Below are 12377 nucleotides of genomic sequence, written 5' to 3'. Positions count from 1 at the left end.
GGGAGCAAACAAGCGGGATTTGAAGACTCGTCGGCACGGAATCACCCCGCCGGCTTCACCACCTCATACCCCTCGATAATCTCCCGCACCGGCCCCGGAATCGCCGCCGATTTCTGCGTGGCCGGGTCCGCGCACACATAGACGATCTCACCGGTAATCAGGTGTTCGTCGCCGCGGAACATCTCCACCCGGAACAGCATGCTCGAGCGCCCCAGGCGCGACATGCGGCCGCGGATTTCCAGCTCGTCGTCAAAGCGCGCCGAGGCGTGGTATTCCAGCGTGGACTTGACCACGAAGATGTCCACGCCATGCGCGTGCAGCACATCTTCCGGATAGCGGATGCCCAGCGCGCGCCAGTACTCGGTCACGCAGATATCGCAGTACGTCAGGTAGTGCGCGTTGAAGACGATCGACTGCGGATCGACTTCGGCCCAGCGCACGCGCAGCGGGATACTGTGGCGAAAATCCTCTTTGGCCATCGGCCTGGTCTCCTTGTTTGTCGTGGCTTGTCAAAGCACCAGGCCGCCGGCCCGCCGGACAGGACCGGCAGGCGCGGCGGCCTGGATCGATGATGGCGGCGGCAGGCTGATTGCGCTTACTGTGCCTTGGCCAGCCCCAGCTTCTCGATGATCGCCTTTTCCTTCTTGACGGTCTCGGCCGCAAACTGCGCGTATTGCTGGCTGTTCATGTAGTACGGCTCCATGTCGAACTTGGCCAGCGATTCGCGGTAGTTGGGCATGTCCATGGCCTTCTTGAAGGCGTCATGCAGCTTCTGCACGATCTTCGGATCGGTGCCCTTGGGCGCGACCAGGCCGAACGGCGAGGTCTGCACGATGCCGATGCCCAGTTCCTTCAGCGTCGGCACGCTGGGGAAGCGCGCCGAGCGCTTCTCGCCCCAGGTCGACAGCAGGCGCAGCTTGCCCTGCTCAACGTACGGTGCCCATGCCGGCGTGTCGGCCACCGACATCACGTGGCCGCCCAGCAGCGCCTGCATCGACTCGGAATTGCCCTTGTAGGGGATGTGCGAGAACTGCACGCCCTGCTTCATCGCCAGCTCTTCCATGGTCAGGTGCAGCGTGGTCATCGAGCCCGGCGAACCGTAGGTCAGCTTGCCCGGATTGGCCTTGGCGTAGGCAATGTACTCCTGCATCGTCTTGATCGGCGAATCGGCCGGCACCACCAGGCCGAACGAATAGCCGGCGAGGTTGATGATGTAGTTCAGGTCCTTGACCGGGTCCCAGTTGATCTTGGTGGTGTACGGCAGGCGGTAGACCGGCATGGCGACCTGGGCCAGCGTGTAGCCGTCCGGCGCGGTGGACTGCATCATCTGCGCGGGCAGCACGCCACCCGCGCCGGGCTTGTTCTCGACGATCACGGGCTGGCCCAGGATCTTGGAGGCGTTGTCGGCGAGCACGCGGAACGGGATATCCGTGGAGCCGCCGGCGGTGTAGCCGATCACCAGGCGGATCGGGCGCTGCGGGAACTTGTCGGCCTGTGCCTGGGCGGGCATGGCGGCAAGGCCCAGTGCCGCGGTGGCGGCGGCGATGCCCGCGCGGGCGATGAAGTGGCGGCGTTGCATTTGACTATGTCTCCTTGTGCTGCAAGTCACTGCTGAAAATGGAAGGCCGGGGCCGGTGCGGCCCTGACCGTGGCTGCTGGTCTAGTTGTGCGGTGTGCCGAACGCGGCGCGCAGCGCGGCAACGGCCTCGGCATGTGCCTGCGCCACCGCCGGCACGAACCGGCCCAGCTTGAAGAAATCATGGATCATGCCGGGGTAGTCCGCCAGCGTGGCGGCCACGCCGGCGGCGCGCAGCTTCTCCGCGTAGGCCACACCCTCGTCATGCAGCGGATCGTAGCCGGCCACGGCGATCCAGGCCGGGCATGTGCCGCGCACCTCGGCGCCGGCGCCGCCGCCATCCAGCGGGGCGAAACGCCAGTCGTCGCGGCTGGCTTCCTGGTCCAGGTACTGGGCAAAGAACCAGCGGATCATGTCCGCCGTCAGCAGGTAGCCATCGGCCAGCGCGCGGTGCGACGGCGTGTCCTGGCGTGCACAGGTGCCGGGATAGATCAGCAACTGCAGCACGGGCGCCAGGCCCGCATTGCGGGCCTCCACGGCACACGCCGCGGCCAGCGTGCCGCCGGCGCTGTCGCCACCCACGGCGATGCGCGCCGGGTCGGCACCGAGCCGGCCGGCTTCGGCGAAGACCCAGTGCAGCACATCGAAGGCGTCGTTGGCCGCCGTCGGGAAACGCCATTGCGGCCCGAGCCGGTAGTCCACCGACAGCACCATGCAGTCCGCCTGGCCACACAGCAGCCGGCACAGCGGATCGTGCGAATCGACGCTGCCGACCGTGAAGCCGCCGCCATGGAAATACACCAGCAAGGGCAGCGGCTCGGTCCAGCTGGCCTCGCGCGGGGTGTACAGCCTGAGCGGGATGGCGTGGCCGTCGCGCGCCGGCGCCAGCAGGTCTTCCGCCATATACACGGGCGGCGGGTTGATATCGAGGATCGGCGCGCTTTTCTCGTAGGCGATCTTGGCGTCCTCGGGCTCCATCGCGTGGATCGGCGGCCGCTTGGCGCGCGCGATCAGCTCCAGCAGCGCGGCCACCTGCGGGTCGAGCGGGCTGGACGGCAGGCCGGGCGTGGCGGGCGCATCAGGGCTGGAAGACGGTGCGGCGGACATAGGGAATGACGCGGATCCGGAGCCGGTGCCAGCGGCGTGCAGAAGTTCTGCGCGTCGCCCGCATCGGGACAAGTTCGAATTGTGAACGATCGTTCGATTTTAGTATGATGCCAGATGTTCCAGGTGCCCGGCAGTACGAGATAACCCCGAAAAGTCGCTGTCAGCCTGCCACGCGGCAAGTTTTTGCGCGATGATCGGCTGAAGCGGTCCCGAGGGCTCCGGAAACGCAGTAGTGCAGGTCCATTGAAACCCAAGACAGCGGGCCTGGCGAGCATCCGCTCCAGGCCCGTGCAAAAGACAATTTGGCGGCAGATCCCGGCAGGAGACAAGCAAACATGGCGTTTATCTACTATCTGACCCACATCCACCTGGATTTCGGCGCGGTAAGCCTGCTCAAGTCCGAATGCGAGCGCATCGGCATCCGCCGCCCGTTGCTGGTGACCGACAAGGGCGTGGTCGCCGCGGGAGTGGCGCAGCGTGCCATCGATGCAATGCAGGGCCTGCAGGTTGCGGTATTCGATGAAACCCCGTCGAACCCGACCGAGGCCATGGTGCGCAAGGCCGCCGCACAATACCGCGAGGCCGGCTGCGACGGGCTGGTGGCAGTGGGCGGCGGCTCGTCGATCGACCTCGCCAAGGGCATCGCCATCCTGGCCACGCATGAGGGCGAGCTGACCACCTATGCCACCATCGAAGGCGGCAGCGCCAGGATCACCGACAAGGCGGCGCCGCTGATCGCGGTGCCCACCACCTCGGGCACCGGCAGCGAGGTGGCGCGCGGCGCCATCATCATCCTGGACGACGGCCGCAAGCTGGGCTTCCATTCCTGGCATTTGCTGCCCAAGTCCGCCGTCTGCGACCCGGAACTGACGCTGGGGCTGCCGGCCGGGCTGACCGCGGCCACCGGCATGGATGCGATCGCGCACTGCATCGAGACCTTCCTGGCCCCCGCCTTCAACCCGCCCGCGGACGGCATTGCGCTGGACGGGCTGGAGCGCGGCTGGGGCCATATCGAACGCGCCACCCGCGACGGTCAGGACCGCGACGCACGCCTGAACATGATGAGCGCGTCGATGCAGGGCGCAATGGCGTTCCAGAAGGGGCTGGGCTGCGTGCATTCGCTGTCGCACCCGCTGGGCGGGCTGAAGATCGACGGCCGCACCGGCCTGCACCACGGCACGCTCAACGCGGTGGTGATGCCGGCGGTGCTGCGCTTCAACGCCGATGCGCCCACGGTGGTGCGCGACGACCGCTACGCACGCCTGCGCCGCGCCATGCACCTGCCCGACGGCGCCGATATCGCGCAGGCCGTGCACGACATGACCGTGCGCCTGGGCCTGCCCACCGGGCTGCGTCAGATGGGTGTCACCGAGGACATGTTCGACAAGGTGATTGCCGGTGCGCTGGTCGACCATTGCCACAAGACCAACCCGAAAGAAGCCAGCGCCGCGGATTATCGGCGTATGCTTGAGCAGTCCATGTAGCACACAGCGGCTTCCCGCCGGTCAGACCGACCAAGCGGCTGTCCGGCGGCCCTCCCTCCACAGCGCAGGAGACAACATGAGCGGCGAGCACTTGCAGGTAGTCCATGGCGATATCACCCGGATGGAAGTCGATGCCATCGTCAACGCGGCCAATAGCGGCCTGTTGGGCGGCGGCGGCGTCGACGGGGCCATCCACGGGGCAGGCGGCTCCGCGATCAAGGAGGCCTGCCGCGCGATCCGCGACACGCAGGGCGGCTGCCCCACCGGCGAGGCGGTGATCACTACCGGCGGCCACCTGCCGGCGCCATACGTGATCCACGCGGTCGGGCCGGTCTGGCAAGGCGGCGACCAGGGCGAGGACGAACTGCTCGCCAACGCCTACCGCAACAGCATCCGGCTGGCGGCGCAGCACCACCTGCGCAGGCTGGCCTTTCCCAATATCAGCACCGGCATCTACGCCTTCCCGCGCGAGCGCGCGGCGGATATCGCCATCGCCGCGGTGCGCGAGGCGCTGGCCGCGGCGCCGGAGATCGAGCAGGTCACCTTCGTCTGCTTCGACGACGAGAACTACCGCCTGTACCGCGAGCGCTTGTCCTGAGACGGATCGCGGGGCATGCCCCGCGATCTCCACCGCCTGCGTCAGAACTTGTGGCGCAGGCCCACGCGCAACACCGCCTGGCTGTCATCGGCCGACGGACGCACGCCGTTGATCGCGGCCACCGCGCGCTTGCCGGTGGAATCGATTCCCGAGGCCTTCTGGTAGATCGCCATCGCGTAGACATCGGTGCGCCTGGACAGGCTGTAGTCCGCCCCCAGCACGAACTGCCGGTAGCTGGCGTCATTGATGCCGCTGCCCCTGGCATAGTCCGCGGCCACGCCCATCAGCAATGCCGGCGTCACCTGGTACTTGAAGCTGACTTCCACATTGTTGAAGGTCGCGGTGCCGCGATAGCCGAACGGATTCGGGCCGGACGACAGGTCTCCCAGGTCCTTGAAGCGCGTGTTGGAGTACGTGGTCCCGACCGTGGCCGCGCCGAAGCTGTACGCTGCGCCCGCGGCAAAGACTTCCTGCGAGCGCGCCGACGCGTAGCCCGACTGCACCGGCGAGCCGATATTGGTCAGCGTGTTCAACGGTGCCGAGCCGGTGGTGTTGGCCGTGACACCGGTGCCGTAGAACGAGGTATTGGGGTTCCTGACGTTCAGGTAGCCGATGCCGAGCAGCAACGGCCCGCTGCCATAGCCCGCGCCCAGCGACCAGATCTGGTTGCGCGCCGGGCTGCCCGCCACGCCGCCCAGGCTGTAGACCCCGCCAAAACTCAGGCCGCCGTAGTTCTGGCTGCGGAACTTGATGGCGTTGTTGACCCGGGCGGAGTTGTTCAGGTTGTCGATATCGCCGGGGTGGGCGTTGTAGAAGCCGCCCCATTGCGCGCCGATGTTGAGCGGACCGACAAAATCCACCACCGAGTCGTACTGGCGGCCCATGGTCACCGTGCCGTAGTTGCCGGACAGGCCGACGTACGCCTGGCGCCCGAATATCAGGCCGCCCTGCCCCAGCTTGCCGCTGCTGGCGTCGAAGCCGTTTTCCAGCACGAACAGCGCCTTCATGCCACCGCCCAGGTCCTCACTGCCGCGCAGGCCGAAGCGGCTGGCCTGGATCACGCCGCTGACCAGGCCAAACTGGTGATGGCCACCGGCGTTGTTGTTGTAGGTCAGGCCTTCATCGACGACGCCATAGAGGGTCACGCTGCCCTGTGCGCAAGCCATCTGCGCGAATCCGCCGATCAATGCAAAACCTGCAAGCTGCTTTTTCATTCTGTTTCCTCCGTCTTTGAATTTGTTGCCGCACCTGTTGATTCGCGTCCCTCGCATATGCGCCGACTGGGTGCGGGCCCTCCCGGAACTGCCTTCGAAAACCACTGCAACGACACCTGCTGAGGGATTCCGCCCGCGTTTCGCTGGCGATGGGCGTGACAAAGCCGCTCACGCCGTGAGCACGGCTTTGCGCCGCTGGCGCAAAGCCGAACATCCACCCCTGGAAAAATCAGAACCAAGAACCGCCGCGCGTTTTGAAAACGACGAGACGCAGGCAGGAATGCGCGTCAGGCCGTCCCGCCCGACAGCCGCCGCGCCTTAGCCATCGAAATGGATCCAGGGCCGGCGCAACCGGTCCGCGCCCTGGAACGCGTCGATGCTTGACGCCAGCTTCAGCGTCAGCGCGATCGGGTCCAGCCCTTCAAGCAGCATCTGCCGCTGCTCGCTGCCCAGCGTGAAGCCGTACCGCGCGCCCGCTGGCGACACCACTTCCAGCTGCCGGAGGTCGACCGTCACCTGCCGCGTGGCCGGCGCTGCGGCGCAGTCGTCGGCGAGTGCCTGCACCGTTGCCATCGGCAGCACCACCGGAAGCAGGCCGTTGCGCACGCAGTTGTTGTGGAAGATGGCACCGAAGCCGGGCGCAACGATGGCGCGGATGCCGAACTCCTTCAGCGCCCACACCGCATGCTCGCGCGAGGAGCCGCAGCCAAAATTGCTTCCGGCCAGCAGGATCGACGCCCCGGTGTACTCCGGCTGGTTCAGCACGAACAAGGGATCGGGGCTGCGGTCCGTCCCCGCCAGGTAGCGCCAGCCGGCGAACAGGCCCTCGGCCAGCCCGTGCCTGGAGACGCGCTTCATTTCCCGCGACGGGATGATGGCGTCGGTGTCGATGTTGATGCGCAGCAGCGGCGCGGCCACGCCGCGATGCATGGTAAACGGCTCCATCTCAGGCTCCTGGCGGCCGGCGCGGGTCGGCGATGCGCCCCAGCACGGCCGATGCCGCCACCGTGGCCGGGCCGGCAAGGTGGGTGCGGGTCTGCGGGCCCTGGCGGCTTTCAAAATTGCGGTTGGTGCTGCTGATCACGCGCTGCCGGTGGCCGAAGCTTTCGCCGCCGGCGTAGAAGCACATCGAGCAACCCGATTCACGCCACTCGAATCCCGCTTCACGGAACACGCGATCCAGCCCTTCGGCCTCGGCGGCGCGCTTGACGGCGCTGGAACCCGGCACGCAGATGGCCGTCACGCCGGGCGCCACCTTACGCCCGGCCAGCACACCGGCCGCGCTGCGCAGGTCCGACAGCCGGCTGTTGGTGCAGGAGCCGATAAATGCGGCATCGATGGCGATGTCCGCCATCCGCTGCCCGGGACGCAGGTCCATGTAGGACAGTGCGCGCTCCATGGCCTGGCGCGTATCGGCATCGATCGCCATGGCGGGGTTGGGCACGGCGCCGTCGACGGCCACGCCGTGCTGCGGGCTGGTGCCCCAGGTCACCATCGGCGCCAGCTGCCTGCAATCCACCGACAGCTCGCGGTCGAACACGGCGTCGGCGTCGCTGTACAGGCTGCGCCAGTGCCACAGCGCTGGTTCCCACTGCGCACCGGCGGGCGCATACGGCCGGCCGGCGAGGTATTCGAAGACCGTGTCGTCGGGCGCGACAATGCCCGAGAACGCCGAGAACTCCACCGCCAGGTTGCACAGCGTCAGGCGCGCCTCGACCGGCAGGCTGCGCACCGCGCTGCCGCCGAATTCGAGCATATGGCCGCCGGCGCCCGCCGCCGAGTAGCGTGCGATCAGCCACAGCATCAGGTCCTTGGCGCCGACGCCCGCTGGCAGCGCGCCGTCGAACGACACCCGCATGGTGCGCGGCCGCGTCACGCGCAGCGTCTGCGTCGCCAGCGCATGTTCCGCCTCGGACGAGCCGATGCCCCAGGCCAGCGCGCCCAGGCCGCCCTGCGTGCAGGTATGGCTGTCGGGACAGACCACGGTGGTGCCGGGCAAGGCAATGCCCTGTTCCGGCGACACCACATGGACGATGCCCTGGCCGGGATCGCCGATATCGAACAGCCGGATGGCCTCGCGCCTGGCGCTGTCGCGCGTGCTGGTGATAAAGGCCTCGCCGCCCGGCATCAGCGTGCTGTCGTTGCGCCCGGGCCGCGTATCGACGATATGGTCCATGGTGCAGAACGCCAGCGCCGGCGCGCGCACGCGCCGCCCGGCCGCGCGCAGCGAGCTCAGCGCGATGCTGCCGGTGCGCTCGTGCAGGAAGACGCGGTCTATATGCAGCAGGCTGGCGCCGTCCAGTTCGGCAATGGCATGCGCCTGCCAAATCTTGTCGAACAGGGTCCGGCCCTGGGACATGGCGCTCATCGCTGCGCTCCGATCGCGCGCTCACTCTCCAGCGTGTCGATGGCGTCGCCGCTCATGCCCGCGGCCAGCAGTGCCGTGCGCGAATGCTCGCCGGCGCGCGGCAGGTCGCGGTAGACGTCGAAGCGCCGCCCGTCCATCGCAATCGGCAGCGCCGGCAGCCGCACCTGCTGGCCCGAGGGCAGCGTCACCGGCACCAGCCCGCCGCCCGCGTTCAGGTGCGGATCGTCGAACAGGTCTTCGGGCCGGGAAATCGGCGCGAACGGCAGGCCACACGCTTCCAGCTTCGCCATCAGTTCCTGCTTGCCGAAGCTGCGGAACATCGGCGCCAGCGCGCCCAGCACGCGCGGCCGCTGCCGCACGCGTCCGTCGTTGCGGTCCAGGGTGGGGTCGCCGATGAAGTCGGCCAGTGCAAACGCCTCGCAGAACTTGCGCCACTGCGTGTCGCTGACGATGCCGACAAAGACCGGGGCGCCTTCCATGGTCTCGAAGGTGTCATAAACCCCCCACGCCGAACTGCGCACCGTCATCGGCGGAGCGGGCGTGCCCGTCACGGCCTGCTGTGCCATGTGCTGGCCGACCAGGAAGGCCGTGGTCTCGAACAGCGAGCTGCACACATGCTGCCCGCGTCCGGTCCGGTGCCGTTCCTGCAGCGCGCCGAGAATGGCGATCACGCCGAACATCGCGCCGGTGACGTCGATCACCGAGGCGCCGGCGCGCATCGGCTTGCCCGGCAGGCCCGTCATATAGGCCAGCCCGCCCATCATCTGGGTGACTTCGTCCAGTGCCACGCGCCGGTCGTAGGGGCCGGCAAGAAAGCCCTTGGCCGAGCAGTAGATCAGGCCGGGGTTGTGCGCCGCCAGCACGCCGTAGCCGAAGCCGTTCTCGTCCATCGCCCCGGCACGGAAGTTCTCGATCACCACGTCGGCGCTGTCCACCAGCCTGCGCACGGCGTCCCTGCCCGCTGCCGACTTCAGGTCCGCGCACAGGCTCTGCTTGTTGCGGTTGTACATGGCGAAGTAGCCCGCGCCCGAGCCCCCCAGCCGGCGCGTGTTGTCGCCGCCGGGCGGCTCGACCTTGGTCACCTCCGCGCCCATGTCGGCGAGGATCATGCCGATCGCCGGCCCCATCACCATGTGGGTGAATTCGACTACCTTCAGGCCAACCAGCGGCCTTTCCATTGTTGTCATCCGTCGCTCCTGCTGATCATTGCCACGCCGCCAGGACGGCAGGCACGAAGCCCTTGGGCAGGCCGGCCTCCGGCGTGTGCCCGTAAAGCGGTTCGTCCGCCAGGTTGGCCCTGACGATGTCGCGCACGCGGAACAGCGCCTCCAGGTCGATGCCGGTGCGCAGCCCCATCGACTCGAGCAGGAACACCAGGTCCTCCGTCACCACATTGCCGCTCGCGCCGGGCGCGAACGGACAGCCGCCGAGCCCGCCCAGCGAGGCATCGACCGTGGTCAGGCCCACGTCGATCGCCGCCAGCACATTGGCCAGCCCCTGCCCGCGCGTGTTGTGCAGGTGGATGCCGCTCAGGTGCTGCTGCCCGATCGCGCGCCATACCGCCAGCGTCAGGCTGCGCACCTGGCGCGGATTGCCGTAGCCGGTGGTGTCGGACAAGCCGACTTCGTCGCAGCCCGCGTCCATCAGCGCTTCGGCCAGCCCGACCACGCGCGCCTCGGCGACCGGGCCTTCCAGCGTGCAGCCGAATGCGGTCGACAGCCCCGCCTCGAAGCGCGGCCGCGCATGGGCCGGCAAGGCGCGGATGCGTTCGGCAATGCGCCGGACCTCGCGCAGCATCTGCTCATGGGTGCGGTTGACGTTGCGCAGGCTGTGCGTCTCGCTGACCGACACCGGGATGGTGAGCTTGTGCACGCCGGCGCCGATGGCGCGCTCGGCGCCCACGTAGTTGGGCACCAGTGCCGCCACCGTGAGCCCGCCGATGCCGAGCGCGTGCGCCACCACCTCGGCCGTGTCCGCCATCTGCGGCAGCACCGTGGCCGGAACGAACGAGCCGACCTCGATCTCGCGCACGCCGGCGGCGGCTTCCGCGCTGATCCAGGCCTTCTTGGCCGCGGTCGCCATCACGCGCCGGGTCATCTGCAGGCCGTCGCGCGGGCCGACTTCGCTGACCAGTACGTCGATGTTCTGCATGTTTGCTGTCATGGGTTTTCCTGTGGTTGGGAATCCTGTGCCGCGAACGCCGCGAGAATCTCGCCCGCGCCCGCGCTCCAGACTTCAGGTCTTGCCATCACGTATTCGAGCGCGGCTTCCAGGTAGCGGATCCGGTGCGGCTGCCCCAGCACCCACGGGTGCACGGACAGCGCGAGGATGCGCCCGCCCTGTTCGCGCGCTTCGTCGAGCAGCAGGTCGCAGGCGTCTTTCACCTGCCGCGCCCACGATGCTTCCGGGTGCAGGTTCTCCATCAGCACGAAGCGGTCCTCCAGCTCGGTCGACAGCGGCATCGCCCACAACTTGCCGTGGCGCGTGCGGAACGGGTAAGGCATGTCGTCGTTGACCCAGTCGCACAGGTACTCGATGCCGTTGGCGCGCAGCAGCTCCGGCGTATTGGCGCTCTGCAGCTTGCCGGGGCTGAGCCAGCCGCGGACGTCTTGCCCGCTGAGCGTACGCAGCCGGTCCAGCGAACGCCGGACGACTTCCGCCTCGACGGCTTCATCCAGGCCGCCGGCGTGTGCGGTGTCCATGCTCCATGAATGGCCGATGATCTCGTCGCCGCGCTCGCTCACCGTGGCGAGCAGCGACGGATACAGCTCGGCCAGCCGCGCATTGATGGCAAAGGTCGGGCGCACGCCGTAGCGGTCGAAGCCGCGCAGCATCCGGTGGATGCCGATGCGGTTGCCGTAGTCGCGCAGCGTGTAGTGGCGCAGGTCCGGATACGGCATGGTCATGTTGCCCGGCACCGCCACCGGTTTGCCGGTCGGGTTCAGCGGGAAGAACTGCAGGCTGACGTTGACCCACAGGGCCAGCGTCTTGCCGCCTGGCCAGCGCACCGGCGCGCGGCTTGCCAGCATCGACCAGTCATAGCGGTCGTGGTCCATGCCGGCGCGGCGGTGCGGGTATTGCGGGGCTTGATGGTCGCGTGGCATCAGCACGCCCTCCGCACCGGGTTGGCTGCGGCAATCGCAGCCGCGGCCGTGTCGTAGCAATGTTCGAGGTAGTAATCGGCGATCTCGCGGCCGGTGGTGACCCAGACATCCGCGTGGCCAGTGATGTATTCCAGCGCTTCCTCGAAGGCGCGCAGCCGGTGCGGGCAGCTGACCTGGTAGTTATGGGTCGGGATGCACATCACGGTGCCGGACTCGGCCCCTTCCGCATAGAGCCGGTCGAAGCAGTCCTTCAGCATCTGCCCGTAGCGGCGCGGCTCGGCCTTGTTCACCACGTAGGCGATGGTGTCGTTCATCTCCAGCGAGTACGGCAGCGAGATAAAGCGCTGGCCGCCGCGCACGCGCACCGGCGTGGGCTGGTCGTCATGGAACAGGTCGCAGGTATAGCGGCCGCCCAGTTCGGCGAACAAGTCCAGAGTCGATTCGCTGTGCGACAGCGCTGGCGCCAGGTAGCCGGCCGGCTTGCTGCCGGTGCAGTCCTCGATGATCTGCATCGACTCGCGGATCATCTCGCGCTCCTGTTCCTCGGACATGCCGTAGGTGTAGCGCGTGTTGTAGATGCCGTGCGAGAAGAACTCCCACTCGCGCTCCATGCACATCGCCACGATCTCGGGGTGATGCACGCACAGCGCCGCCGACAGCGACACCGAGCCGCGGATGCCGTACTTGTCCAGCAGCCGCATCTGGCGCTGATGGCCGACGCGGTTGCCGTAGTCGCGGATCGAGTAGCCCGGCACCGCGGGGTACGGATGGGGCCATGCGCGCCGGTGCGGATTGCCTGGCGGGTCGAGTTCGTAGAACTCGATGTTGGGCGCGACCCAGAAGGCCAGCCGTGCCCCGCCCGGCCAGCTGATCCTGGGGCGGTCCTGGTAGGGCCAGTAGTCGTAGTAGCCGGGGCTTTCACGCAT

The 12377-nt window shown here is 68.0% G+C and carries 12 protein-coding genes; 2 read left to right on the top strand and 10 right to left on the bottom strand.

Annotation, left to right across the window (positions count from 1 at the left end; translation table 11 throughout):
• Window positions 1-41: 41 nt before the first annotated feature.
• From AC3WRI_RS11825 to AC3WRI_RS11815, 3 genes are all read right to left on the bottom strand, one after another.
• Complete coding sequence (locus AC3WRI_RS11825) at window positions 42-479, bottom strand: YbgC/FadM family acyl-CoA thioesterase (RefSeq protein ID WP_010810016.1); 438 nt, start codon at window positions 477-479, stop codon at window positions 42-44.
• 116 nt (window positions 480-595) lie between these two features.
• On the bottom strand, window positions 596-1579 hold the full coding sequence (locus AC3WRI_RS11820; RefSeq protein ID WP_011615149.1) for a tripartite tricarboxylate transporter substrate binding protein: 984 nt from the start codon (window positions 1577-1579) through the stop codon (window positions 596-598).
• Window positions 1580-1660: 81 nt separating this feature from the next.
• Complete coding sequence (locus AC3WRI_RS11815; protein WP_011615148.1) at window positions 1661-2683, bottom strand: alpha/beta hydrolase; 1023 nt, start codon at window positions 2681-2683, stop codon at window positions 1661-1663.
• A gap of 335 nt (window positions 2684-3018) precedes the next feature.
• Between AC3WRI_RS11815 and gbd the strand changes: the two genes are divergently transcribed.
• Both gbd and AC3WRI_RS11805 read left to right on the top strand, forming a co-directional pair.
• Window positions 3019-4167 carry a 4-hydroxybutyrate dehydrogenase gene (gene gbd / locus AC3WRI_RS11810; RefSeq protein ID WP_010810019.1) on the top strand — a complete coding sequence of 383 codons (1149 nt, stop codon included), beginning with the start codon at window positions 3019-3021 and terminating at the stop codon, window positions 4165-4167.
• Window positions 4168-4243: 76 nt separating this feature from the next.
• Entirely contained in the window at window positions 4244-4765 is a 522-nt protein-coding gene (locus tag AC3WRI_RS11805) for an O-acetyl-ADP-ribose deacetylase (RefSeq protein WP_010810020.1), read from the top strand.
• Window positions 4766-4806: 41 nt separating this feature from the next.
• Here AC3WRI_RS11805 and AC3WRI_RS11800 read toward each other — a convergent pair whose 3' ends face one another.
• The 7 genes from AC3WRI_RS11800 to AC3WRI_RS11770 form a co-directional block, all read right to left on the bottom strand.
• Window positions 4807-5979, bottom strand: coding sequence for a porin (locus AC3WRI_RS11800; RefSeq protein WP_011615147.1), 1173 nt, complete (start codon window positions 5977-5979; stop codon window positions 4807-4809).
• A gap of 318 nt (window positions 5980-6297) precedes the next feature.
• Window positions 6298-6924 carry a 3-isopropylmalate dehydratase small subunit gene (leuD, locus tag AC3WRI_RS11795; RefSeq protein ID WP_010810022.1) on the bottom strand — a complete coding sequence of 209 codons (627 nt, stop codon included), beginning with the start codon at window positions 6922-6924 and terminating at the stop codon, window positions 6298-6300.
• 1 nt (window position 6925) lies between these two features.
• Window positions 6926-8347 (bottom strand): 3-isopropylmalate dehydratase large subunit, encoded by a 1422-nt coding sequence (locus AC3WRI_RS11790; protein WP_062804583.1) that lies wholly within the window; start codon window positions 8345-8347, stop codon window positions 6926-6928.
• Entirely contained in the window at window positions 8344-9534 is a 1191-nt protein-coding gene (locus AC3WRI_RS11785; protein ID WP_011615145.1) for a CaiB/BaiF CoA transferase family protein, read from the bottom strand. The genes AC3WRI_RS11790 and AC3WRI_RS11785 overlap by 4 nt, the downstream gene beginning before the upstream one ends.
• 16 nt (window positions 9535-9550) lie before the next feature.
• Window positions 9551-10510, bottom strand: coding sequence for a hydroxymethylglutaryl-CoA lyase (locus AC3WRI_RS11780; protein WP_011615144.1), 960 nt, complete (start codon window positions 10508-10510; stop codon window positions 9551-9553).
• A complete protein-coding gene (locus AC3WRI_RS11775; RefSeq protein ID WP_010810026.1) occupies window positions 10507-11451 on the bottom strand; it encodes a polysaccharide deacetylase family protein in 945 nt (314 codons plus the stop codon). Before AC3WRI_RS11775 ends, AC3WRI_RS11780 begins: the two co-directional genes overlap by 4 nt.
• Window positions 11451-12377, bottom strand: coding sequence for a polysaccharide deacetylase family protein (locus tag AC3WRI_RS11770; protein WP_011615143.1), 927 nt, complete (start codon window positions 12375-12377; stop codon window positions 11451-11453). Before AC3WRI_RS11770 ends, AC3WRI_RS11775 begins: the two co-directional genes overlap by 1 nt.

It is taken from the genome of Cupriavidus sp. FW305-27 (assembly GCF_058787995.1).
This window is presented reverse-complemented; position numbering and strand designations above follow the sequence as displayed.

What these genes read in the sequence shown, in the direction of transcription:
- AC3WRI_RS11825 (WP_010810016.1), bottom strand. Translation starts at nt 479, where the DNA reads ATGGCCAAAGAGGATTTTCGCCACAGTATCCCGCTGCGCGTGCGCTGG.
- leuD (WP_010810022.1), bottom strand. Translation starts at nt 6,924, where the DNA reads ATGGAGCCGTTTACCATGCATCGCGGCGTGGCCGCGCCGCTGCTGCGC.
- AC3WRI_RS11790 (WP_062804583.1), bottom strand. Translation starts at nt 8,347, where the DNA reads ATGAGCGCCATGTCCCAGGGCCGGACCCTGTTCGACAAGATTTGGCAG.
- AC3WRI_RS11805 (WP_010810020.1), top strand. Translation starts at nt 4,244, where the DNA reads ATGAGCGGCGAGCACTTGCAGGTAGTCCATGGCGATATCACCCGGATG.
- gbd (WP_010810019.1), top strand. Translation starts at nt 3,019, where the DNA reads ATGGCGTTTATCTACTATCTGACCCACATCCACCTGGATTTCGGCGCG.
- AC3WRI_RS11775 (WP_010810026.1), bottom strand. Translation starts at nt 11,451, where the DNA reads ATGCCACGCGACCATCAAGCCCCGCAATACCCGCACCGCCGCGCCGGC.
- AC3WRI_RS11815 (WP_011615148.1), bottom strand. Translation starts at nt 2,683, where the DNA reads ATGTCCGCCGCACCGTCTTCCAGCCCTGATGCGCCCGCCACGCCCGGC.
- AC3WRI_RS11770 (WP_011615143.1), bottom strand. Translation starts at nt 12,377, where the DNA reads ATGCGTGAAAGCCCCGGCTACTACGACTACTGGCCCTACCAGGACCGC.
- AC3WRI_RS11785 (WP_011615145.1), bottom strand. Translation starts at nt 9,534, where the DNA reads ATGACAACAATGGAAAGGCCGCTGGTTGGCCTGAAGGTAGTCGAATTC.
- AC3WRI_RS11800 (WP_011615147.1), bottom strand. Translation starts at nt 5,979, where the DNA reads ATGAAAAAGCAGCTTGCAGGTTTTGCATTGATCGGCGGATTCGCGCAG.
- AC3WRI_RS11780 (WP_011615144.1), bottom strand. Translation starts at nt 10,510, where the DNA reads ATGACAGCAAACATGCAGAACATCGACGTACTGGTCAGCGAAGTCGGC.
- AC3WRI_RS11820 (WP_011615149.1), bottom strand. Translation starts at nt 1,579, where the DNA reads ATGCAACGCCGCCACTTCATCGCCCGCGCGGGCATCGCCGCCGCCACC.